General features: G+C 63.7%; 22 protein-coding genes. 14 read left to right on the forward strand and 8 right to left on the reverse strand.

Annotation, left to right across the window (positions count from 1 at the left end):
* Nucleotides 1–130 precede the first annotated feature (130 nt).
* Nucleotides 131–1,201 carry an alpha/beta fold hydrolase gene (locus tag NH14_RS03515; RefSeq protein ID WP_052147759.1) on the reverse strand — a complete coding sequence of 357 codons (1,071 nt, stop codon included), beginning with the start codon at nucleotides 1,199–1,201 and terminating at the stop codon, nucleotides 131–133.
* Between the two features lie 324 nt (nucleotides 1,202–1,525).
* On the opposite strand from NH14_RS03515, the gene NH14_RS03520 reads away from it, so the two are divergent.
* The 6 genes from NH14_RS03520 (at nucleotide 1,526) to pqqE (ending at nucleotide 7,046) form a co-directional block, all read left to right on the forward strand.
* Nucleotides 1,526–3,508, forward strand: a complete 1,983-nt coding sequence (locus NH14_RS03520; RefSeq protein WP_035521484.1) for a sigma-54-dependent Fis family transcriptional regulator — start codon at nucleotides 1,526–1,528, stop codon at nucleotides 3,506–3,508.
* 353 nt (nucleotides 3,509–3,861) lie between these two features.
* The gene (pqqA, locus tag NH14_RS03525; protein WP_006485436.1) at nucleotides 3,862–3,936 is read left to right on the forward strand and encodes a pyrroloquinoline quinone precursor peptide PqqA; all 75 of its coding nucleotides are present in this window, start codon (nucleotides 3,862–3,864) and stop codon (nucleotides 3,934–3,936) included.
* 66 nt (nucleotides 3,937–4,002) lie between these two features.
* A complete protein-coding gene (pqqB, locus tag NH14_RS03530; protein ID WP_035521483.1) occupies nucleotides 4,003–4,926 on the forward strand; it encodes a pyrroloquinoline quinone biosynthesis protein PqqB in 924 nt (307 codons plus the stop codon).
* Nucleotides 4,923–5,648, forward strand: coding sequence for a pyrroloquinoline-quinone synthase PqqC (gene pqqC, locus NH14_RS03535; protein ID WP_407947114.1), 726 nt, complete (start codon nucleotides 4,923–4,925; stop codon nucleotides 5,646–5,648). Before pqqB ends, pqqC begins: the two co-directional genes overlap by 4 nt.
* Entirely contained in the window at nucleotides 5,645–5,926 is a 282-nt protein-coding gene (gene pqqD, locus NH14_RS03540) for a pyrroloquinoline quinone biosynthesis peptide chaperone PqqD (RefSeq protein WP_035521478.1), read from the forward strand. Before pqqC ends, pqqD begins: the two co-directional genes overlap by 4 nt.
* Nucleotide 5,927: 1 nt before the next feature.
* On the forward strand, nucleotides 5,928–7,046 hold the full coding sequence (pqqE, locus tag NH14_RS03545) for a pyrroloquinoline quinone biosynthesis protein PqqE (RefSeq protein ID WP_035521476.1): 1,119 nt from the start codon (nucleotides 5,928–5,930) through the stop codon (nucleotides 7,044–7,046).
* A 157-nt stretch (nucleotides 7,047–7,203) separates the two neighbouring features.
* Here the strand turns inward: pqqE and phaC are convergent, their stop codons facing one another.
* From phaC to NH14_RS03570, 5 genes are all read right to left on the reverse strand, one after another.
* Nucleotides 7,204–8,895 carry a class I poly(R)-hydroxyalkanoic acid synthase gene (gene phaC / locus NH14_RS03550; RefSeq protein ID WP_035521474.1) on the reverse strand — a complete coding sequence of 564 codons (1,692 nt, stop codon included), beginning with the start codon at nucleotides 8,893–8,895 and terminating at the stop codon, nucleotides 7,204–7,206.
* 18 nt (nucleotides 8,896–8,913) lie between these two features.
* Nucleotides 8,914–9,378, reverse strand: coding sequence for a MaoC family dehydratase (locus NH14_RS03555; RefSeq protein ID WP_035521472.1), 465 nt, complete (start codon nucleotides 9,376–9,378; stop codon nucleotides 8,914–8,916).
* A gap of 155 nt (nucleotides 9,379–9,533) precedes the next feature.
* Nucleotides 9,534–10,535, reverse strand: a complete 1,002-nt coding sequence (locus tag NH14_RS03560) for an AraC family transcriptional regulator (protein WP_035521470.1) — start codon at nucleotides 10,533–10,535, stop codon at nucleotides 9,534–9,536.
* 179 nt (nucleotides 10,536–10,714) lie between these two features.
* Complete coding sequence (locus tag NH14_RS03565) at nucleotides 10,715–11,662, reverse strand: pseudouridine-5'-phosphate glycosidase (protein WP_035521469.1); 948 nt, start codon at nucleotides 11,660–11,662, stop codon at nucleotides 10,715–10,717.
* A gap of 222 nt (nucleotides 11,663–11,884) precedes the next feature.
* On the reverse strand, nucleotides 11,885–12,226 hold the full coding sequence (locus NH14_RS03570) for an H-NS family nucleoid-associated regulatory protein (RefSeq protein ID WP_035521468.1): 342 nt from the start codon (nucleotides 12,224–12,226) through the stop codon (nucleotides 11,885–11,887).
* A gap of 335 nt (nucleotides 12,227–12,561) precedes the next feature.
* On the opposite strand from NH14_RS03570, the gene NH14_RS03575 reads away from it, so the two are divergent.
* Together NH14_RS03575 and NH14_RS03580 are read left to right on the forward strand one after the other, a co-directional pair.
* Nucleotides 12,562–13,506 (forward strand): metallophosphoesterase family protein, encoded by a 945-nt coding sequence (locus tag NH14_RS03575; RefSeq protein WP_035521466.1) that lies wholly within the window; start codon nucleotides 12,562–12,564, stop codon nucleotides 13,504–13,506.
* A gap of 86 nt (nucleotides 13,507–13,592) precedes the next feature.
* Entirely contained in the window at nucleotides 13,593–13,889 is a 297-nt protein-coding gene (locus NH14_RS03580; RefSeq protein WP_152617064.1) for a cupredoxin domain-containing protein, read from the forward strand.
* 86 nt (nucleotides 13,890–13,975) lie between these two features.
* Here the strand turns inward: NH14_RS03580 and NH14_RS03585 are convergent, their stop codons facing one another.
* The gene (locus NH14_RS03585; protein ID WP_035521463.1) at nucleotides 13,976–14,581 is read right to left on the reverse strand and encodes a LolA-like protein; all 606 of its coding nucleotides are present in this window, start codon (nucleotides 14,579–14,581) and stop codon (nucleotides 13,976–13,978) included.
* Nucleotides 14,582–14,801: 220 nt separating this feature from the next.
* Here NH14_RS03585 and NH14_RS03590 point away from each other — a divergent pair, with 220 nt between their 5' ends.
* Nucleotides 14,802–15,293 carry an SRPBCC family protein gene (locus NH14_RS03590; protein ID WP_035521460.1) on the forward strand — a complete coding sequence of 164 codons (492 nt, stop codon included), beginning with the start codon at nucleotides 14,802–14,804 and terminating at the stop codon, nucleotides 15,291–15,293.
* Nucleotides 15,294–15,326: 33 nt separating this feature from the next.
* Here the strand turns inward: NH14_RS03590 and NH14_RS03595 are convergent, their stop codons facing one another.
* Nucleotides 15,327–16,127, reverse strand: coding sequence for a DNA-binding transcriptional regulator (locus tag NH14_RS03595; RefSeq protein ID WP_035521459.1), 801 nt, complete (start codon nucleotides 16,125–16,127; stop codon nucleotides 15,327–15,329).
* A gap of 192 nt (nucleotides 16,128–16,319) precedes the next feature.
* On the opposite strand from NH14_RS03595, the gene NH14_RS03600 reads away from it, so the two are divergent.
* From NH14_RS03600 to dmpG, 5 genes are read left to right on the forward strand one after another with little or no spacing between them, the layout of a single operon-like run.
* The gene (locus tag NH14_RS03600; protein ID WP_035521457.1) at nucleotides 16,320–18,179 is read left to right on the forward strand and encodes a bifunctional 3-(3-hydroxy-phenyl)propionate/3-hydroxycinnamic acid hydroxylase; all 1,860 of its coding nucleotides are present in this window, start codon (nucleotides 16,320–16,322) and stop codon (nucleotides 18,177–18,179) included.
* Nucleotides 18,180–18,181: 2 nt separating this feature from the next.
* Nucleotides 18,182–19,126, forward strand: a complete 945-nt coding sequence (locus NH14_RS03605) for a 3-carboxyethylcatechol 2,3-dioxygenase (protein ID WP_035521455.1) — start codon at nucleotides 18,182–18,184, stop codon at nucleotides 19,124–19,126.
* Nucleotides 19,127–19,154: 28 nt separating this feature from the next.
* Nucleotides 19,155–19,943, forward strand: a complete 789-nt coding sequence (gene mhpD / locus NH14_RS03610; RefSeq protein ID WP_035521453.1) for a 2-keto-4-pentenoate hydratase — start codon at nucleotides 19,155–19,157, stop codon at nucleotides 19,941–19,943.
* A gap of 13 nt (nucleotides 19,944–19,956) precedes the next feature.
* Entirely contained in the window at nucleotides 19,957–20,907 is a 951-nt protein-coding gene (locus tag NH14_RS03615; RefSeq protein ID WP_035521451.1) for an acetaldehyde dehydrogenase (acetylating), read from the forward strand.
* 4 nt (nucleotides 20,908–20,911) lie between these two features.
* On the forward strand, nucleotides 20,912–21,946 hold the full coding sequence (gene dmpG, locus NH14_RS03620; protein ID WP_035521449.1) for a 4-hydroxy-2-oxovalerate aldolase: 1,035 nt from the start codon (nucleotides 20,912–20,914) through the stop codon (nucleotides 21,944–21,946).
* The last annotated feature ends 74 nt before the right edge of the window (nucleotides 21,947–22,020 follow it).

A 22,020-nucleotide genomic window follows, 5' to 3' on the forward strand; every position in this document is an offset into this window, starting at 1 on the left:
GGTACAACGCCGGCAGTGCAGTGTTGAGAAACAGGACAGTTGGGGGGCGGTGGAGGGGCAATGGAGGAGCAACAGCGCTGCCCCGCGTCGCTCGCGTACCGGCTTCGCAGGTCGTCAATGAGCAAGGTCGTCAATGAGCAGTTCGTCGGCGCGGGTGCGCCGCGCGGCGTCCGGGTTGGACTGCGCTACGCGTGGGACTGAGCGCGGCGCCAGCCGACTCGGGCGCGCCGGCGAGCATGGCGCGCACCGCCTGCACGACAGACTGCTTCAACTCGGGATCGCTGGCGAGATGTCCACCGCGCACGCGTGCAATGCGCGCGGTGGGCGCGGCCGCCGCGAGACGGTCGACGTTGCGCACCGGGCATACGGGGTCGCGCAGTCCATGCACGGAATAGATTGGTACTCCTGCTTGTTCTGCCGTGCGCGCGAAAGAAAGCAAGCGCCGCTCGCCAAGCCAGCAGTCGTGCAACAGGTAATGCGCCTGGATCCGGTACTTGGCGATGAGCGTGCGCGCGGCCTTCGGCGACGTTGCGCGGTGTGGGCGAGCTGCCGCCGCACCACCGGGCCGCGACGAGGCGAGTATCGCTTCTTCGTACGCGCGCCATGCGAATGCGACCTCACGTTGGCGCGCGTACGCCACGCCGGGGCGCAAGCGCTTTGCGCAGCGTGCGAGCAACGCGTTCGCGCGTGTGCATCCTGCGGCAGCGCACAGGCGCTGCCAGGCGCCCGGCGCCCGGCGGCGCGATGTCACGAACAGGCGCCGTACTTCATACCGCGAAGTCAGAAAGAGGCCGCGCATCACGACGCCCAGCACACTTGCGGGATGCTGACCCGCGTACGCGAGCGCGAGCGCGGCGCCCCATGAACCACCAACGACACCCCAGCGGGAGATGCCAAGCGCGCGGCGAATCGCTTCGAGATCCGCAACGAGGTGGTCCGTGCGGTTGGCGCGCAACCCGCCGCGTGGAAGCGACTGGCCCGCGCCACGTTGATCGACGAACACGACACACGTTTTTGCGAGATCGAACAAGGCAAGCATGCCGGGCTGACTTGCGCTGCCCGGGCCGCCGTGCAGCACGACGACTGCCGGCGCTGCCGGGTCACCGGCAACCGTGAATGCGATTGCGTGTCCATCTCTAGTCAGGCGCAGGTGGCGCAACGGGACGCTCGAAGTGGGCCAACCGGAAGTTCGTCTGTTCATGAGTGGGCCGCTCAGTACGAGCGCGCGTATTTGAAAAGAGCGTGAAAAGAGCGTGAAAAAGCGCTCAAGCAAAAATCGCGCGCGGTGTAGCAACCGGTATAAATTGGGGTGAGTCCGCATATCGCATCGTGAGGTATTTGCGGTAATACACCGTCAGGCGCTGCGAGCGCGTAATGCCAGCCGCGTGGCGCTGATATGACGTGTTGCGCATCGCGCACCCATATGGTGCGCCCCGTCTGAGCCGCGCCAACTATGTGGCCCGGAGTTTGCTTGATAGGGCGAGGAAAAAGTCTGGCGAGGCACCAGACTTTCGTGGAGGAGAGAATGCGCGATGACGAATACCCGGCCGCCGCTCGTGCGGCCGTGCTGTCCAATGGCTGGCCCGCTCCGGCAATCCAGAAAGCGCACGAGCGTTCCGAGACGTTTGGTCTCTGTGCATCGGCGCGGCCGGATTACGAAATTCTTTCGAGTGCGGGACTCGAACTCACGCGCGAGCAGAACCGCGTGCTGTATGCGCACGCGATGCCGGTGATGGAAACGCTGCACGAGCAGATCGTCAACACGCAAAGCATGATTGTGCTGACCAATGCCGAAGGCTTGATCCTGCATTCGATTGGCGACGATGACTTCCTCGCGCGTGCGGAGAAGGTCGCGCTGCGGCCCGGCGCAAACTGGGCCGAAGATCGCCAGGGCACCAACGCGATCGGTACGGCGCTGGCCGAGCGTTGCGCGATGGTCGTGCACGGCGACCAGCACTACCTGGCGGCGAATCGCTTCCTGACCTGCTCGAGCGTGCCGATTCTCGATCCGTATGGCGACGTCATTGGGGTGCTCGACGTGACCGGCGACTACCGGAGCTATCACCAGCACACAATGGCGCTCGCGAAAATGTCGGTGCAGATGATCGAGAATCATCTCTTTACGACCACCTTTCAAGAGACGTTGCAGCTATCGTTCCATAGCCGTCCTGAGTTTCTGGGCACGCTGATGGAGGGCATCGTGGCATTCACGTGCGATGGCCGTTTTCTGTCGGCCAATCGCAGCGCCCAGTTCCAGCTTGGCATGTCGCTCGCAGCGCTGCGGGCACATACGCTTTCGTCGCTATTTCAGACCACGAGTGCGCAACTGATCGACCGCACGAGTGTGGGGCTGGAGCCGCATCTGATGCTCAATTTGAGCAGCGGAGCCGTCGTATGCGCGCGCGTGCAGTTCAAGCGCGCGTCGCTTGCGGAGGGCAGCCGCCCGGTGGCGGTGCACGACGGCGCACGCTCCGTGGCGCGCCAGGCGCCGCCGTCGGCGCCCGGGCTCTCGCGCCTGAGCTATCTGGACACCGGCGATCCGCAGGTTGCCGCAGTCATCGCGAAGGTGCGGCGGGTGATGGGCAAGGACATTCCCATCCTGATCAACGGCGAAACCGGCACGGGCAAGGAACTCCTCGCACAGGCCATCCACAACGATTCGCCGCGGCATGCGGGGCCATTCGTGGCGGTGAACTGCGCCTCGATTCCCGAAACGCTGATCGAATCCGAACTGTTTGGCTACGAGGAGGGCGCATTCACCGGCGCGCGGCGCAAGGGCGCCGTCGGCAAACTGCTGCAGGCAAACGGCGGCACGCTGTTTCTGGACGAAATCGGCGACATGCCGTATCCGCTGCAGGTGCGGCTGCTGCGTGTGCTGCAGGAGCGCGTCGTCAACCCACTCGGTTCGACGAAGAGTATCGCGGTGGACATCGCGATCATCTGTGCAACGCACCGCGACCTGCGCGAGATGATCGCGCAAAGCCGCTTTCGCGAGGATCTCTATTACCGGCTCAATGGCCTCGTGGTGCGGCTGCCACGGCTGCGCGAGCGCACCGACCTCGCGGTTGTGATCGAGAAGATGCTGCAGCGCGAATCGATCGCTGCCGGGAATGCGCAGCGGCTCAGCGTTGCGCCGGACGTCATGGCGATGTTCGAGCGCTGTGCGTGGCCTGGCAATTTCCGGCAACTCGGCAACCTGCTGCGCACGGCCGCGGCCATGGTCGACACGGACGGCGAGATTCGGCGTGAACATTTGCCCGACGACTTCTTCGATGACCTGCGCTGCGGCGCCTCGCAAAGTGCAGCACTGGATGCGCCAACGGCACCGGACGCTTTCCTGCCGGAGAGCGGGCGCCTCCAGGACGTGACCGTATCGGTGATTGGCGCTGCGCTCGCACGGCATGGCGGCAACGTTTCGGCGGCTGCACGCGAGTTAGGCGTATCGCGCAATACGATCTATCGCAAGATGCCTGCTGTCGATCCGGGCCGCGCCGCGGACGATATCTGATCCGGCTAACCGGCTAACCTCATCGACGCGGCACTCGCGCAGCCGGGCTCCCCATCGCGCTCGCCACGCAGATTTCGCGAGCGACCTGTCACACCGTGTTGCATCGTGCAACACCACTGTTCCAAAAATCAACAGTGCGCATGTTCCGAACGCGTGAAGCCATGACGCGTTCGGGTTGCTTGCGTCTGCAAACCGGAAATGTTTTTTTCGGTGCTCGCGCGAAGCCCCGCTAATGCAGCTTGCACGCTTCATCTATCGCCATCGGCACGCACCTTGCTTCGAAGGAACCGGCCGCGCATCAAGTGCGGTTCTTCCATCCAATCGCAAATCAATTGCACACAAGGAGACATGTCATGCAATGGACCACCCCGTCATACACGGACCTGCGTTTCGGCTTTGAAATCACGATGTATATCGCCAATCGCTAAGCGGGCTGGGGCCCGCCGCTCGCAGCGCCCGAACGGCGTGGCGGGCGGCACCCGGAAGCAACGACCATGAAGATCAAGATACTGGGTTCGGGCGCGGGCGGCGGCCTCCCGCAATGGAACTGCAACTGCGCGAACTGCCGCAGCGCGCGCAACCGTTCCGGCGATGTGCTGCCACGCACGCAATCGTCGATTGCGGTCAGCGACAACGGCGTCGACTGGATCCTCGTCAACGCGTCTCCGGACCTGCTCTCGCAGTTGCGCGCGCATCCCGACCTGCAGCCTGCGCGGACCCTGCGCGACAGCGGCATCGCGGCGGTCGTGCTGAGCGACGCGCAGATCGATCACGTGACCGGGTTGCTGATGCTGCGCGAGCGCACCACGCCACTGCCACTCTATGCGTGCGCCCCCGTGCTGGAAGATCTCTCGACCGGGCTGCCGCTCGTGCCGCTGCTCGGTCACTACTGCGGCGTGCAAACGCATGCGATTGTGCCAGGAAAGCACTTTACGATTTCCGCGTGCGAGGGTTTGCGATTTACACCTATTGCTGTCGACGGCAAGGCGCCGCCTTATTCGCCATTTCGCCAAAGCAGCATCGACGGCACGAATATCGCCCTCCTGATTGAAGATCGAATCAAAGGCACGCGGGCTTTCTACGCACCGGGCCTCGCGCAGATGCAGGACGAGATTCATGCCACGATGTGCGGCGCCGATCTCGTGCTCGTGGACGGTACGTTCTGGACTGCTACGGAGATGATAGATCTGGGTATTTCGACGAAACACGCGGACGATATGGGGCATCTCGCGCAATGCGGTGAAGTCGGACGCCGCGGCATGATCGACTGGCTCGAAGCATTGCCGCGCGGTACGCGCAAGGTTCTCACGCACATCAACAACACCAATCCGATTCTCGACCCGCATTCCGATGAGCACGCGCAACTGCGCGCTCGCGGCATCGACGTCGCGCACGACGGCATGGTTCTGCAGGTATGAAGATGAACGCACAGCTCACCACGCAGGCGTTGCACGACGCGCCATGGACGCCAGCTCAATTCGAGGCGCGGCTGCGCGCGCTGGAGTCGCGCTATCACATCCATCACCCGTTCAATCAGCGGCTCAATAGCGGCAAGTGCTCGCGCGAGCAGATCCGCGGCTGGGTGGCGAACCGGTTTTACTATCAGATCAACATTCCGCTCAAGGATGCAGCGATCTTGTCGAACTGCCCGGACCGCACCACGCGCCGGCGCTGGATTCAGCGGCTCGTGGACCACGACGGCCAGGCCGAAGGCGAGGGCGGGATCGATGCGTGGGTGCGCCTGGGCGAAGCGGTGGGCATCGACTCCGCGACGATGTGGGGCCAGTCGCTCGTGCTGCCTGGCGTACGCTTCGCTGTGGACGCCTACGTGAATTTCGCGCGCCGCGCGCCGTGGCAGGAAGCGGTGTGCTCATCGCTCACGGAGATGTTCGCGCCGCAGATCCATCTCGATCGACTCGCCGGCTGGCCGTCGCATTATCCGTGGATCGAGCCGGACGGGCTGCACTATTTCCGCAGCCGCGTGCCGCTTGCCCAACGCGACGTCGATCACGGCCTCGAAGTGACGCTGACCCACTTCCGTACGCCCGAAGCGCAGCAGCGTGCGCTCGACATCCTGCAGTTCAAGCTCGATATTCTTTGGTCGATCCTCGATGCGGTCGAAAAGGCCTGGCCCCTATGAACACAAGTGACGCGGACAGCGGCGTGCCGCTGCGCCCCCGCCTGCGAGGCATCTTCCGGCTGCAGTGGGAGGTGGCGCAAGACGCCTACGTGCTGCTCTATCCGGAGGGCATGGTGAAGCTCAATACGAGCGCCGGCGAAATACTCGCGCGCTGCGACGGCGCGCACGAGCTCGACGACATCATCAGCGAGCTCGAGCGGCTGTTCGGCACTGCCGAGCTTGCGCCCGACGTCTACCGTTTTCTCGATCACGCGCGACAGCGCGGCTGGCTGGATTGACATGCTACGCGAACCTACCCGTCCTGGCGCGCCATTGTGGTTGCTTGCCGAATTGACGTACCGGTGTCCGCTGCACTGTGCCTTCTGCTACAACCCGGTCGACTATGCACGACACGGAGCGGAACTCGACACCGACACCTGGATAGAAGTCATCAGCGCCGCGCGCAAACTCGGCGCGGCGCAGATCGGCTTCTCCGGCGGCGAGCCGCTGCAGCGCGACGATCTGGAGATGCTCGTCGAGCATGCGCGCGCAATCGGCTTCTACACCAACCTGATCACATCGGGCATCGGCTTGAACGCGGCGCGCATCGAGCGGCTGAAACTGGCTGGACTCGATCATATTCAGTTGTCCTTGCAGGACTCCACGCGCGAACTGAACGACTTCGTGACTAGCACGCGCACGTTCGCCCTCAAGCAGGAGGCCGCCCGGCTCATCAAGGCGCATGGCTATCCGATGGTGCTCAACTGCGTCCTGCATCGTTACAACCTGCCGCATGTGGCGCAGATCATCGAGATGGCGCTCGATCTGGGCGCTGATTACCTCGAACTCGCCAACACGCAGTACTACGGCTGGGCCATGCTCAACCGCGACCAGTTGATGCCGACGGCGGAACAGCTTGTCGAGGCTGAAGAGACGGTCAATCGCTATCGCGAGCGCATTGGCGGGCGCTGCAAGATCCTGTTCGTGGTGCCCGACTACTTCGAGCGGCGTCCCAAAGCCTGCATGAATGGCTGGGGCTCGGTGTTTCTTGGCGTGGCTCCAGACGGCGCCGCGTTGCCTTGCCACGCGGCGCGCTCACTGCCGGGACTCGTGTTGCCGAACGTGCGTGACATGCCCATCAGCCAGATCTGGTACGAGAGCGACGCATTCAACGCCTTTCGCGGCCACGCCTGGATGCGCGAGCCATGCCGCGATTGCGACGAGCGCCACACCGATCATGGCGGTTGCCGCTGCCAGGCCTGGATGCTGACCGGTGACCCGGCAGCGGCCGATCCAGTATGCGAAAAGTCACCGCATCACGAACAGGTCGTGCAGACGGTGCAGTTCGCCCGGCAACCGGGGAAGGTGGAGGAGCGGCCGCTCATCTTTCGCAGCAGAGAGAATTCGCTGGCGCGTTGAACGCGAACGGGTATGAGCCGTTTCGCAGCCGGCAGCGAGCGTGCATGCAGCCCTCCCGGCGCCAAACCGCACGCACGGATGCGCAGCGGATCAGTCTGCGACGGCCATCCCGAAGTCGGCTGGACCGTCGATGCCGGACTCGAGCATGCCGCGTTGCTCAGTCCGCCCGCACCTTGACATAGCGGCCCGGTGCCGGCTCGAACGGCTCGTGCTTGCGATTCCCAAGTCGCGCGCGAGCCTTGACCCGGCCGCCCGAGTGACTCGCCAGCCAGCTGGCCCAATGATTCCACCAGCTCCCCGGCATTTCCTCCGCAGAGGCCAGCCAGCCTTGCGCATCGCTGTCGAGATCGCCTTCGGCCCAATAACTGCGCTTGTTCTTCGCCGCCGGATTGATGACGCCGGCAATGTGACCGCTAGCCCCGAGGACGAAGTTCACGTCGCCGCCAAGCAGCTGCGTGCTGCGCCATGCCGATTGCCACGGCACGATGTGATCGTCCTGCGTGGCCAGCACGTAGGCGGGCGCGTCGATGCGGCCGAGATCCACCGGCACGCCGCACATGCTCAGCTTGCCGGGCACGCGCAGATTGTTCTCGAGATACATATTGCGCAGGTACCACGTGTACATCGGTCCCGGCAGATTGGTGCTGTCGGCATTCCAGTAAAGAAGATCGAACGCCGACGGCGTCTTGCCTTTCAGATAATTGTTGACGACATAAGGCCAGACAAGGTCGTTGGCGCGCAGCATCTGAAACGTAAAGCCAAGCTCGCGGCCCGAGTAGATGCCGCCGTGCCCGATCGTCAGTTCCCGCTGCGAAACGGTTGGCTCGTTGATGAAAACACCGAGATCGCCGGGATCGGTAAAGTCGAGCATCGTCGTGAGCAGCGTCAGGCTCGCGACCGTGTCTTCGTTGCGCGCACGCGTCACCGCCAGCGCCGACGAAAGGAGCGTGCCGCCCACACACCAGCCCACGGTGTTGACCTTGTCCGCGCCCGTAATCGCCAGCGTCACGTCGATCGCCTGCATGACGCCGGATTCCAGATAGTCGTCCCAGGTCGTGCGTGCCAGATCGGCGTCGGGATTACGCCACGAAATCATGAATACAGTCTGCCCCTGCTCGACGGCAAAGCGCACAAACGAGTTCTCGGGCTGCAGATCGAGAATGTAGAACTTGTTGATGCAGGGCGGCACGATCAGCAATGGCCGCTTCGCGACCTGCGCGGTTAGCGGTGCGTACTGGATCAACTGAAAGAGATCGTTCTCGAATACGACTGAACCTTCCGATACGGCCACGTTGCGGCCCACTTCGAAAGCGGTTTCATCGGTGATGGAAATGGTCTTGCGAGCGAAGTCCTCCTGCAGGTTGGCGATGCCATCCAAAAGACTTTCCCCGTTGGACTCCAGCGCCGTCCGCAGGGCTTCCGGGTTCGTGATTCCGTAGTTTGCCGGGCTGGCCGCATCGATGAACTGGCGCGTGAAGAAGCGCAGCTTTTGCTTTTCCTTGTCATCGAGGGATACCGCCTCGACACACTGCTCGAGAAGGCGCGCGTTGATCAGGTAGTTCTGCTTGAGAAAGCTGTACCAGGCATTGTTCGACCATTCGTCTGCCTGAAACCGGCGATCGTGCCGCTCAGGGCTGATCGCAGGCGGCGCTTCCATGCCGACGGAACGGGTTAACGTGGCGGCCCAGAGCGTCAGCTTTTGTTGCAGGTATTGCGTGCTCGCGTCGAGTTGCGGGCTCGGAAGCGTGTCTGCAACCAATGCGACGCCGGAGAACATCTTCATGAAGTCCAGCATTGCGTTGGACCACGCCTGAACGGCGACTTCCGACACATTGGATTGAGTAGTCATTTGCGCTCTCGTTGGTATTTATCGCGCCACCACGCTCAACTCGGCGCTACTGCGCTTCCCGAGTGATGTCGGCATGACCACGGCTTCGCCATCGATGACCACTTTTCCTGCCACCGTACACACGGTATCCAGAACGACGCGGCATTTTCCCGGAATCAGTTCGCGGACTGTCACCGTTGCCCGAACCGTATCACCGGGCTTGACGGGCGCCTTGAAGCGCAGGTTCTGCCCGAGATAGACCGTGCCCGGTCCCGGCAGCCGGCCCGCGATCGCCGCGGAGATCACGCTTGCAGTCAACATGCCGTGTGCGATGCGGCCGCCGAACTGCGTGCCCCGCGCAAATTCTTCGTCGAGATGGACGGCGTTGTTATCCCCCGACGCGCCGGCAAACAGCACGATGTCTGCTTCGGTGATCGTTTTGGCGAAGCTCGCCTCCATACCGGGTTTCAAGTCTTCGAAGTCGTAACCGGAAAGCTCGTTCATAAGGTCTCTCTAAAGGATGGATATTCATGCGTTGCTACGCACAATACGCCAATCCCGCGTCATATTTTTATGATTTGACGCCAGAGTTTTATTATTCCGTGACACTCGGTGTTAACACCAGTATGGGATCTGAAAGCACTGGAAACCCGCTTCCATTATTTGAGGCGGCTATTGCGCCAGTCGCGTGGCGTCATGCCAAAGCGTGCGCTGAACCAGTTCGTGAATGAGCCCTGCTGCGAATAGCCAAGCAGGACGGAAACCCGCCCGATCGGATAGCGCGGGTTATTCATGTAGCGCACGGCCAGCTCGGAGCGCACTTCCTCGATGAGGCGCGTGAAGCTCGTATCGGCGAGCCCAAGCTGGCGCTGCATGGTGCGAACGCTCCGATGCAGATGCGCGGCCACTCGCTCAGCAGTGGCCTGTTCGAGCGGCAGCAGCAGATAGATCGCCTTGCGCGCTTCGAGCGCGACAGAGTCGACGCCCGCCACCTTGAGCGAATCGGCGAGGCTCTCTGCGTAGCGCACCAGCTCGGGGTCGGCGGCGGGGTTCGGGTAGTCGAGGTCGGCGGCGGTGCATACGAGGCCGTTGAAGTCGCTGCCGAATTGCAGCGGGCAGCCGAAGAAACGGCGGTGAAACGTGAGGTCGGCTGGCCCTTGATGAACGAAATGAACGGAACGGGGTTTCCAGCGACTGCCAAGCAGGGCGCTGGCGTGGCGCGCGAGCGCGCCCACAGTGAGTTCGATTGCCTGATTCGTCGGAATGCCCGCATCGACGACCAGTTCCTCGCGGATGGTCACCGTTTCACCCGCGTCCTCGACATATATCGCGAGCGCTTCGTTCAGCAGATGTCGGTATTCGGCCGCGGCGAGCAGCACATCGCGCAGCGTGCGCTTGTGCGCGAGCAGAACGTTGATGAGGCCGGTGCCGAACTTCTGCCGCGTTTCGGCCATTTGCAGCCCGATGGTCGGGCACGATGCCTTTTCGGCCGTGCGTTCCAGCACCCGGCAGGCGGCGGCAACGGGAATGCGCCCGTCCGGATTCGCGAGCGCCGCAGCGTCGATGCCGGCCTCCTGAGCAAGTTCGACCGGGTTCAATCCAGCCCGCCGCGCCACGTCGAAATAGCCGCTCATTGCGCCCGTGGGCAGCATCGTTTCCATGGTTGTGTGTCCCCCACGCATCTGGCTTGCCGCGCGTCGTCATTCGGCAGCGGTCGCGTTTTAGCACGGATTGTCCGGATTGGCGTGAACACCTGGCGGCACGAACGAAGCGCTAAAACGATGGCGTCTAATCGCAAAAGTGTATCGCGAGACCGGCGTATGTTGCCATCCTCAACGACCTACTCCTTGCCCGCCCCATGTGCCGCGCCTGCCAACGCGAGCGCCAGCCTCGTTCCGACTTCGGCATTGTGTTTTACGAGCGCGATGTTTGTCGCCAGGCTGCGGCCGCCTGTTAGCGCCTTGATGCGTGCGAGGAGGAAGGGCGTCACGGCCTTGCCGGTAATGCCTTGTGCCTGCGCTTCGGCCAGCGCCTGCCGGGTCAGGGCCTCGATCTCTTCGCCCGGCATCGCTGCGGCTTCAGGCACCGGCGTGCTCAACACCACGCCGCCCGCGAGGCCCAGGTCCCACTTGGTGCGGATGAAACGCGCCTGGTCCGCTGCGTCGTCCAGCCTGAAATCCGCGCGATAGCCGCTGTCCCGCGTATAAAACGCAGCGAAATTGTCCTGCCCGCAACTGAGCACCGGCACGCCATGCGTTTCCAGATACTCCAACGTGAGCCCGATATCCAGAATGGATTTCACGCCGGCACAGACCACGGCCACCGATGTCCTCGCCAACTCCTGAAGATCGGCGGAGATATCGAAGGTCTCCGGCGCGCCGCGATGCACGCCGCCAAGGCCGCCGGTGACGAAGACCTCGATGCCGGCCAGGGCGGCGCATATCATCGTGCCAGCCACCGTCGTGGCGCCGAGTCCGCCGCTGGCGAGCACTGCTGGCAGATCGCGACGGCTGACTTTGAGTACCTGCGCCGCGCTGCCGAGGAGTTCCAGGTCGTCGTCGGAAAGACCGATGCGGATTCGGCCGCTCATGCATGCAATCGTCGCGGGTTCGGCGCCCAGGTCACGCACCAGCGCTTCCACTTCGCGCGCGGTGCGGACGTTCTCGGGGTAGGGCATGCCGTGGGCGATGATGGTCGACTCCAGTGCGACTAGCGGGCGACCGGCGGCCTTTGCGGCGGCGACTGCGGGACTGAGCGTCAACCAGGAATGTGCGAGGTCTGCGGCCATGCTCTGGGGGCTTTGGGTATCTTGAACTTGAGTATGCAGCATAGGCCTGCGTCGCGATAACCTGCTTGAGGCCATCCACGGAACCGGGGCCGTTTTGTAGCTCAGACCGATATCGTGCAAGGTATCAAGATTGGCACAGCCGGATCAACTGCGGATTCGTCAGACATGGCCGCACGAGCGGCGACAAGGCTCGTGCCATCGCACTACGCGCCAGCGTAACTCTCAGGCGACGCCCAGCCGCTCCGCTTTTTGGGTGGCCAATCTCGTACCGGCAAATGGGTCATTGCGCCAGTCCACGCCGTCGCGTTTGGCCGACTCTTGCGTTGGCTTCCCGTTAATCGAGAAATGTTCCAGGGATTGCCCGGCGCTCGTCGCTTGAACAACCCACTGAGGCGGGGCGCCCTCGCCGTCCCAGGTATGCCCAAAGGCGTCCCTGTAACGCACCGAACGCATCCGCTCCTGGTCAGCCGCTATTGAACTGGCGATGTCCTGAGGCTCAATACCGAATTCGGCCATCCGTCGCCGCAGATAGGCCACTATGCTTTCGCGCTTTCTCTCATCCATCCAAATCTTCTCCGCTCAGCCCGGTTGGCGAGCAGGTTATTGCAGGTCGCATGCCGCCAGGATAGCACACAGTCCCGCCCGTGGGACCTGGGGCAATCGCGCGTGTTTGTCGTCCGCGTCGGCATAACGCGCCTGCCTGAAGCGCGTGATCCGTTGCATTCCGTTCCTGACCGCTCCTTGAAAGTACCTGGATCCTCGCCGCGACGCCGCCCCCAATTCGTGTGCGGGATCGGGAATAAAGCGGCGGCATGGGCGGTATTGCACTTGAAACCCGCCCTGGAAGCGCTCCGGATCGAACCGGCGGGCGGCTTCCTGAACCCAGCCGAGAGGACATCATGTCGTCAGATCTTCCTTCCCAACCGTCGCGCCGCCATGCCCTGAAATGTCTCGCCTTCGGGGGCGCGGGCACCGTGTTTGTCCTCGCCGGAGGCGTCCTCACGCCCGTGCAGCTAGCCCTTGCTGCCAGCACCGAGGACAAGTCGGCGGCTTCCGGCGTTCCGCTGTTCCTGCAGATCAGCGACTCGCATATTGGCTTTAACAAGGAAGCCAATCCCGATGTTGCGGGCACCCTCAAACAGACGATTGATTACGTCAACGCCATGCCGGTCAAACCTGCCTTGGCGATTCACACGGGCGATATCACCCATCTTTCCAAACCGGCGGAGTTCGATCTCGCGTCCCAGTTGCTCTCCGGGCTGAACGTCACGGAGTTGCACACGGTGCCGGGCGAGCACGACGTAACAGACGGACCGCAAGGCGAATACTTCAAGCGCTTCGGGCAGGCGTCAGGCAACCGGGGCTATTACAGCTTCGACAGCCATGGCGTGCATTTTGTCGGGCTCGTCAACGTGATGCATTTCAAGCAAAACGGGCTGGGAAGTCTGGGCGAGGACCAGCTTGCCTGGCTGGAAAACGATCTGAAGGGCCGCACGTCCAGCACGCCGATCGTGGTGTTCGTGCACATGCCGATGTGGACGATCTACGAACCCTGGGGCTGGGGCACCGGCGATGCGGGCCAGGCGATGGAGTATCTGAAGCGCTTCGGTTCGGTCACCGTCATCAACGGTCATATTCATCAGATCGTTTCGAAGGTGGAGGGCAATATCACGTTCCATACCGCGCGCTCGACCGCCTATCCGCAGCCGACGGCCGGCAACGGTCCCGGACCCGGGCCGCTTGTAGTGCCAGGCGATCAGTTGCGAAAGATGCTTGGCGTAACCAGCATCAGCATCTCGCGCCACCCGCTCGCCGCGTCGCTTACCGACACGACACTCGCCTGAGGACGCTATTCATTCATTGAACAAGGATCGAAGCCATGCTATCCGCTTTCCTTCGTCGTACTTTCATTCCCTCGGTTTGGAGCGGGATGCTCATCGTGGCATTGGCCGCGGCGTCGCCTGCCGCGCGCGCCCAGGGTCCCGACGAGATCGTCATCAAAAATTTCATGTTTTCGCCGATGTCCCTGACGGTCAAGGCCGGCACGACCGTGACCTGGAAAAACATGGATGGCGAGCCGCACTCGATCGTCAACGACGCAGGCGTGTTCCACTCCGCGGCGCTCGACCAGGACGATACCTTTCAGTTCAAGTTCGACAAGCCGGGGGTCTATAAGGTTTTTTGTGGCATCCACCCGTACATGAAGGCAACTATCACGGTGCAGTAGGTGGATTGACGTCTGGTCGATGCGGGGTGTTTTCCGCCTTCATCGGCCAGGATTTACGGTTATCAATTTAGGAAGTCGAAATGAGGCTAGCCAAACGAATCGAGTTGCGACGCTGGCAAGTCGATACGAAGATCCTCCATCAACACCGTTTCGATCGGCTTGCCTGACGCGTCCTCGTTCGCGACCTTGACCGGCAGCCCATGGACCACATCGAACCACAACTCATAGCGGAATATGCCGGCTATCAGGCGTCCGGGCTCGCACGTCACGATCACATGCGACGCCCGGCGCATGCCGATAGTCTCGACGCCAACGATCTGCGTGTCGCCATGCTGCTGAAGCTCACGCACGCGCAGGAGCAGCGTACCAATATCGGACTGGTCGATGCGATGACCCTGCGGGCTCTGGATCACGCGACTATCAGGGTTCAGCATGAGCCTCGGAAACGTGTCGAACCCGAACGGCCAAAGCTTGACCTTTCCTGATTCAGGGCTGTAGGTCAGCGTCGCGCCGGCGTGCGGGCGGATGAAGTCCATCCGGACGAAGCCCGGCTTGCGCCAGGCATAGCGCACCTCGACCGCTTCCGTTCCCGCCGATATCGATTTCAGCGTGACCTTATAGTTTGCGAGCGCATTGAAGCGTTCCCGTGCGTCGGCAACGAGATCGCGGCCCGGTGGCGGTGCGTCGCTCATCGCGCAGCGACGCCCGCCGCAAGCGCGAGCCCCCTCCGGCGCGCGCCGATTACCTGTATGCGCATCGTGCCTCCTATACTCGAACATATGCGGACGTGGATTAAAGGGTAGTCCTTGAACACGGTTTTGCGCCACGCAATGTTCGCGCAGACCTATGCGCACGTGCCGGGCCTGCCTGTGAATGCGCGTGAGCGTATCGCAGGCAAGGGGGAGGAGAACGATGGCGGAATTCCGTTTGACCACTTTGTGGTGCATCGAGGCGCCGCTGCAGCAGGTGTGGGACGCGGTCCACGATTCGATCAACTGGCCGAAGTGGTGGAAGAACGTCGAAGCGGTGCGCGAGTTGCAGGCCGGTGAAACCGATGGCCTGGGCGCCGTGCATCGCTATACGTGGAAGGGGGTGCTTCCCTATCGCGTGATCATCGACGTGCGCGTAACGCGCGTCGCGCCGCTCGTTGCGCTGGAGGGGGAGGCCAGCGGCGAGCTGGAAGGCGTGGGCCGCTGGCATTTCGCCGCCGACGGCAGCCGCACGGTGGTGCGCTATGACTGGCATGTCAGGACGACCCGCGCCTGGATGAACACGCTCGCGCTCGCGCCTCCTGTGCGGCTGGCATTTCGCTGGAATCACGATTCGATCATGCGCGAAGGCGGCCTCGCGCTCGCGCGCCTGCTCGAGGCACGGCCGGTCGAGTGCAGCGGCAAGCCGCGATAAATGCAAACATCGGCGGGGTTTTAGGTTCGGATGCTAGAAGACGGCGTTTCCTTGCGCTTCGAGCGCCGCCACCATTTCCTGCGCGGCGCGCTGCAATTCGGGCACGAAGCGCCGCACCGCCTCGGCCGGGCTGATGGCCTGCTCCAGGTAGATCACATTGAGGCTCGCGAGCACCCGCCCGTGCGCCTCAATTGCCGTGGCGAGCGCGCCGATCTTGCGCTGGTCCGCCCAGTCACCGTGATTCGAGCCGAAGCCGTCCGCGCGTGTCTGGCGCACGAGATTGCGGACGAAGGCCCGGTCCGCCGCGAGTTTTTGCTGCTGCTCGCCGCCCGCGCCCGCGCGCAATAATTCAAGAATGTCCTCGCGCTCCGCCTCGGGGCACGTCGCGAAGTACACGCGCCCCGCGGCCGTGAGCAGGATGGGCAGGCGGCGGCCCACCATCGCGCGGTGAAACGAAAGCGGGCTGAAGCGGTGCGTGGTTTCGCGAATCACCATGGCATCGCCGTCGGGGGTGGTGAGGTCCGAAGGCCACACCGTGCGCTGGAGCATCTGCGCCATGATCGGCGGCGCGATGGTCGCGATCAGTTCGTCGTCGGTGAAGCCTTCGCTCAGGCCGCGCACGTTCATCGTCAGACGAAAGCTGTCGTCCGAAGCGCTGCGGCGCACGAACTTCTCTTCCACCAGGGTTTCCAGCAAGCGCCGTACCGTCGTGCGGTGCAGGCCCGTGGCCTCGCTCAGCTGCTGGCTCGTCGCGCGCCCGTTCTCCATGGCGTTGAGCGCCTGGAGCACCTGGAGACCGCGCGCGAGCCCGCGCACGTTTGCATACTTCGTCATTGGAAAACGCCTTAAAAATCAACTATGTGCATTCTATGCACATTTCTCTAAAAATGTTGAGCGCGCAACGGGTGGAACCTAGACTCGCTTCCATTCACCGGGCTTCGACAAACGTTCAACCGGGTGATCCGTTTTCAGGCACGACCTGTCAGCAGCCGCAGCGACCGCACACGTCGCGCGAGAAGGAGACACATGAACACCCCCCTCGCCCAGGCGGCGGATCCGATCCGCCCCCGCCAGATTGCCACCGACGTCGCCATCATCGGCGCAGGCCCGGTCGGCCTCACCATCGCCAATATTCTCGGCCTGCAAGGCGTGCGTGTCACGCTGGTCGAGAAGCTCGACCAGATCATCGACTACCCGCGCGCCATTGGTCTGGATGACGAAGCATTGCGCGTGTTCCAGTCGATCGGCCTCGCCGACGCGCTGCTGCCGCACACCACGCCCGACCACTGGATGCGCTTCGTCACGAAGGACGGTCACTGCTTCGCCTCGATCGAGCCGCGCACCGACGAGTTCGGCTGGTCGCGTCGAAACGCCTTCATCCAGCCGCTCGCGGACCGTGTGCTTTACGACGGCCTCGACCGGTTCGAGAACGTGGAAGTGCTGTTCGGCCACTCCGTCGATGCGTTCGAACAGGACGCGCAGGGCGTGACGATCGATGTGAGCGACGCGAACGGCGAGCGTCGTACGATTCGCGCGGCGTACATGGTGGGCGCCGACGGCGGCAACAGCTTCGTGCGCCGCGCGCTGAACGTGCCCTTCGAAGGCCGCACGAAGCCGAATCAGTGGATCGTGGTGGATGTGCGCAACGACCCGATAGGCTCGCCGCACGTCTACATGCATTGCGATCATCGGCGTCCCTATGTATCGGCTGCGCTGCCGCACGGCATTCGCCGCTTCGAATTCATGGTGATGCCGGGCGAGACCGAAGAGGCGCTTTCGAAGCCCGAAAACATGGCTGCGCTGATCCGCAAGGTGGTCGCCGACCCTGACAAGGTCGACTACATCCGCAAGCGCGTGTACACGCACAACGCGCGCCTGGCCGAAACGTTCCGCGTGGACCGCGTGCTGCTCGCCGGCGACGCGGCGCACATCATGCCCGTGTGGCAGGGGCAGGGCTACAACAGCGGCATTCGCGACGCGAACAACCTGGGCTGGAAGCTCGCGATGGTCGCGAAGGGCCAGGCCGACGGCCGCCTGCTCGACAGTTACACCGTGGAGCGCCGCGCGCATGCGCGCTCGATGATCCACCTCTCCGAAGTCGCGGGCGACATCTTCGCGCCGACCACGCGCTTTGGCGCGCGCTTTCGCGACGCCTTCGTGCGCTCGATGAACGTGTTCCCATCGGTGAAGCGCTACTTCGTGGAAATGCGCTTCAAGCCGATGCCGCGTTATGAAGCGGGCGTCGTGCTGCTGCCGCCGCCGCAAAAAACCGGCGGCTGGTTCGCGCGCATGCTGGAGCGCTCGGGCAATTCGGCGCCGGGCCGCCTGCTCGGCTTGATGAGCCAGAAGCGCGACTCGCTGATCGGCCGTCTCGCGTATGGCCGCGACCGCCTCGCCGCTTCGCCGGTGGGCCGCATGTTCATCCAGCCGCGCGTGCGTCTCGCCGATGGCCGCGTGGTGCGCCTCGACGATGCGATCGGCAACGGCTTTGCGGTGCTCGCCTGGGGCGCGGACCCGACCTTCGGCCTCACGCCGCAAGCACGCGCGCTGTGCGAGCGGCTGGGCGCCCGTTTCGTCTTCGCGAAGCCCGACGTGCAACTCGAATACGCCGACGACGTGCCCGAGGGCGTGCTCGCGCTCGGCGACGTGCAGGGGCGTTTGAAAGCGTGGTTCAGCTGTCTGCCGGAGTCGGTCGTGCTGCTGCGTCCGGACCGCTTTGTCGCGGGCGTTTGCACGCCGCAGCAGGTCTCCGGCGCGATTGTCGAGCTTGCGGACAAGCTCGGCATGACCGACGCCGCTGGATCGGCGCTGCGCGAAGCTGGCGCAGCCGCGCCGCAAAACCGTCCCGCGCGCGGCGTTGCCGTCGCGCGCGCCGCAGGAGCATGAGCATGCCGATTCACCTCGAATGTCTGTCGCATACGCCGCTGCACGGCTATTTCGATCCCGCGCCCGAAGTCGTGGCCGAGGTCGAGCGCGTGTGCGGCGCCGCGCGCGAACGCGTGGAAGCGTTCAAACCCGATCTGATCGTTGCGTTCGCACCCGATCACTTCAACGGCTTCTTCTACGACGTGATGCCGCCGTTCTGCATCGGCGCGCGCGCCGAGGCCATCGGCGACTTCAACAGCATGGCGGGTACGCTGCCGGTACCCGAAGCGCTCGCACATACGCTCGCGGAAAACGTCCTCGATGCCGATATCGACGTGTCGCTTTCGTACCGCATGCAGGTCGATCATGGCTGCGCGCAGGCGCTCGAAGTCCTCACCGGCGGCCTTGACCGGTACCCTGTGATTCCGGTGTTCATCAACTCCGTGGCGCCGCCCATGGCGACGCTGCGCCGCGCGCGTTTGCTGGGTGATGCGATAGGCCGCTTCTTCTCGCGCAACGACAAGCGCGTGCTCGTGGTGGGCTCGGGCGGCATATCGCACGAGCCGCCGGTGCCGGAACTGTTTGGCGCGACGCCTGATGTGGCCGAACGCCTGATCGCTGGACGCAACCCCTCACCCGATTCGCGCGCCGCACGCCAGGCGCGCACCGTTGCCGCCGCAAAGTCGTTCACGGCCGGCGACAGCCCGTTGCATCCGCTCAATCCCGCATGGGACCGCGCATTTCTCGAGCAGCTCGCCTCGGGTGAACTCACCGCCGTGGACGGCATGACCAACGCGGCTATCACGCGCGATGGCGGCAAGTCGGCGCACGAGATTCGCACGTGGGTTGCGGCGTTCGGGGCGCTGGCCGCTTATGGCCCGTATCGCGCGACGCTTGACTACTACCGCGAGATTCCCGAATGGATCGCGGGTTTCGCCACCATGCATGCCGCGCCAGACGCGGCTTGACAGAACATACGGACTCCGGAGCAACATCATGTCAGATTCGAAACGGGTTGCCACGCTGGCCGCGCGCCTGCGCGAAGCCGAAGCGTCGCGCAACGCAATCGAGCCGGTGCGCGGCGAGATCGCAATAGACGATATCGCCACGGCCTATGCAGTACAGCAGGCCAACGTCGATTTGCGCGTAGCGAATGGCGAGCGCATCGTGGGCCGCAAGATCGGCCTCACGTCGCTCGCGGTGCAAAAACAGCTTGGCGTCGATCAACCCGACTTCGGCGCACTCTTTGCTTCGATGGCCTATGGCGACGCCGAAGCGATTCCGCTTTCGCAGTTGATCCAGCCGAAGGTGGAAGCGGAAATCGCGCTCGTGCTGGAGCACGACCTCACGCACGAGAAACACACGTTCGTCGATATTCTGCGCGCCAGTGCGTATGCGCTCGCAGCGATTGAAGTGGTGGATAGCCGCATCCAGAACTGGGACATCCGCTTCGTCGACACCGTGGCCGACAACGCCTCGAGCGCCCGCTTCGTGGTGGGCAGCCGCCCGGTGCCGCTCTCGCAGATCGATCTCGCGGCCTGCGCGATGGAGCTTTCGCGCGAGGGCGAAGTGCTTTCGCGCGGCAACGGCGCAGCGTGCCTCGGCAATCCGCTCAACGCCGCCGTGTGGCTCGCGGACCGCATGGTCCAGCTCGGCACGCCGCTGCGTGCGGGCGACGTGGTGCTCACGGGCGCGCTCGGGCCCATGGCCGCCGTGAAGGAACCCGGCACCTATACCGCGCAGATCGACGGCCTCGGCAGCGTTCGCGCAACTTTCTCCGCCTGATACAGGAATTCACATGGCTTCCGAAAAACTCAAGGCCGCGATCATCGGCTCCGGCAACATCGGCACGGACCTGATGATCAAGATCATGCGCAACAGCCGGCATCTGGAGATGGCGGCGATGGTCGGCATCGACCCGAACTCCGATGGCCTCGCGCGCGCCGCGCGCCTTGGCGTGGCGACCACGCATGAAGGTGCGGTCGGCCTCACGCGCCTGCCGGTGTTCAACGACATCGACTTCGTGTTCGACGCGACTTCCGCTGGCGCGCACGTGAAGAACGATGCGCTGCTGCGCGCGCTCAAGCCGGGCATTCGCGTGATCGACCTCACGCCCGCCGCGATTGGCCCGTACTGCGTGCCGGTCGTGAACATCGACGCGCATATCGACGCGCTCAACGTCAACATGGTCACCTGCGGCGGCCAAGCCACGATTCCGGTCGTTGCCGCGGTGTCGCGCGTGGCGAAGGTCCATTACGCGGAGATCGTCGCATCGATCAGCAGCAAGTCGGCGGGCCCCGGCACGCGCGCGAACATCGACGAGTTCACCGAAACGACCTCGAAGGCCATCGAAGTGGTGGGCGGCGCGGCGAAGGGCAAGGCGATCATCGTGCTGAACCCGGCGGAGCCGCCGGTCATGATGCGCGACACGGTTTATACGTTATCCGAAATGGTTGACCGAGAGAAGGTCGAGCGGTCGATAGAAGAGACGGTGGCCAGGGTTCACGCCTACGTGCCGGGCTATCGCCTCAAGCAGACGGTGCAGTTCGACGAAATTCCCGCGAACGCGCCGCTCAACATTCCAGGCCTTGGCAAATTCAGCGGTCTGAAAACGTCGGTGTTCCTCGAAGTGGAAGGCGCCGCGCACTATCTGCCCGCGTATGCAGGCAATCTCGACATCATGACTTCCGCCGCGCTCGCCACCGCCGAACGCATGGCGCAGACGCTCTTGAGCGTGCAAGGAGCCTAAGGCGATGAACAATCCAGGCAAGAAACTCTATATCTCCGACGTGACGCTGCGCGACGGCAGCCACGCCGTTCGGCACCAGTACGCGATCCAGAACGTGCAGGACATCGCCCGCGCGCTCGACAAGGCAAAGGTGGACAGCATCGAAGTCGCTCACGGCGACGGCCTGCAGGGCTCGAGCTTCAACTACGGCTTCGGTGCGCATAGCGATCTCGAATGGATCGAGGCCGTGGCCGACGTGGTCACGCATGCGCAGATCGCCACGCTGCTGCTGCCCGGCATCGGCACGATTCATGACCTGAAGGCCGCGTACAACGCGGGCGCTCGCGTGGTGCGCATCGCCACGCACTGCACGGAAGCCGACATCTCGAAGCAGCACATCGAATACGCGCGCGAACTGGGCATGGACACAGTGGGCTTCCTGATGATGAGCCACATGACGACGCCGGAAAACCTCGCCGTCGAAGCAAAGAAGATGGAAAGCTATGGCGCGACCTGCATCTATGTGGTCGACTCGGGCGGCGCGCTCACGATGAACGACGTGCGCGATCGCTTTCGCGCGGTGAAGGCGGTGCTCAAGCCCGAAACGCAAACGGGCATGCACGCGCACCACAATCTGTCGCTCGGCGTGGCGAACTCGATAGTTGCGGTGGAAGAAGGTTGCGACCGCATCGATGCCTCGCTTGCGGGCATGGGCGCGGGTGCGGGCAATGCGCCGCTCGAGGTGTTCATCGGCGCGGCGGAGCGCATGGGCTGGAACCACGGCACTGACCTTTACACGCTGATGGACGCCGCCGACGATATCGTGCGCCCGCTGCAGGACCGCCCCGTTCGCGTGGACCGCGAGACGCTCGCGCTCGGTTATGCAGGCGTCTATTCGAGCTTCCTGCGCCACTCGGAAGTGGCCGCGAAAAAGTACGACCTGAAGACGGTGGATATTCTCGTCGAACTGGGCAAGCGCCGGATGGTGGGCGGGCAGGAAGACATGATCGTGGATGTGGCGCTCGATCTGAAACATCGCCTCGGAGCATTGCAGTCCTGATCAGGTGCGCCGCGCACCGCCTGCGAGCGGTACGCGGCGTTGTCATGGATAGCCGCCGGAAAGAGCGGCTCGCT

The organism is Paraburkholderia sacchari, assembly GCF_000785435.2.
Lineage (GTDB): Bacteria > Pseudomonadota > Gammaproteobacteria > Burkholderiales > Burkholderiaceae > Paraburkholderia > Paraburkholderia sacchari.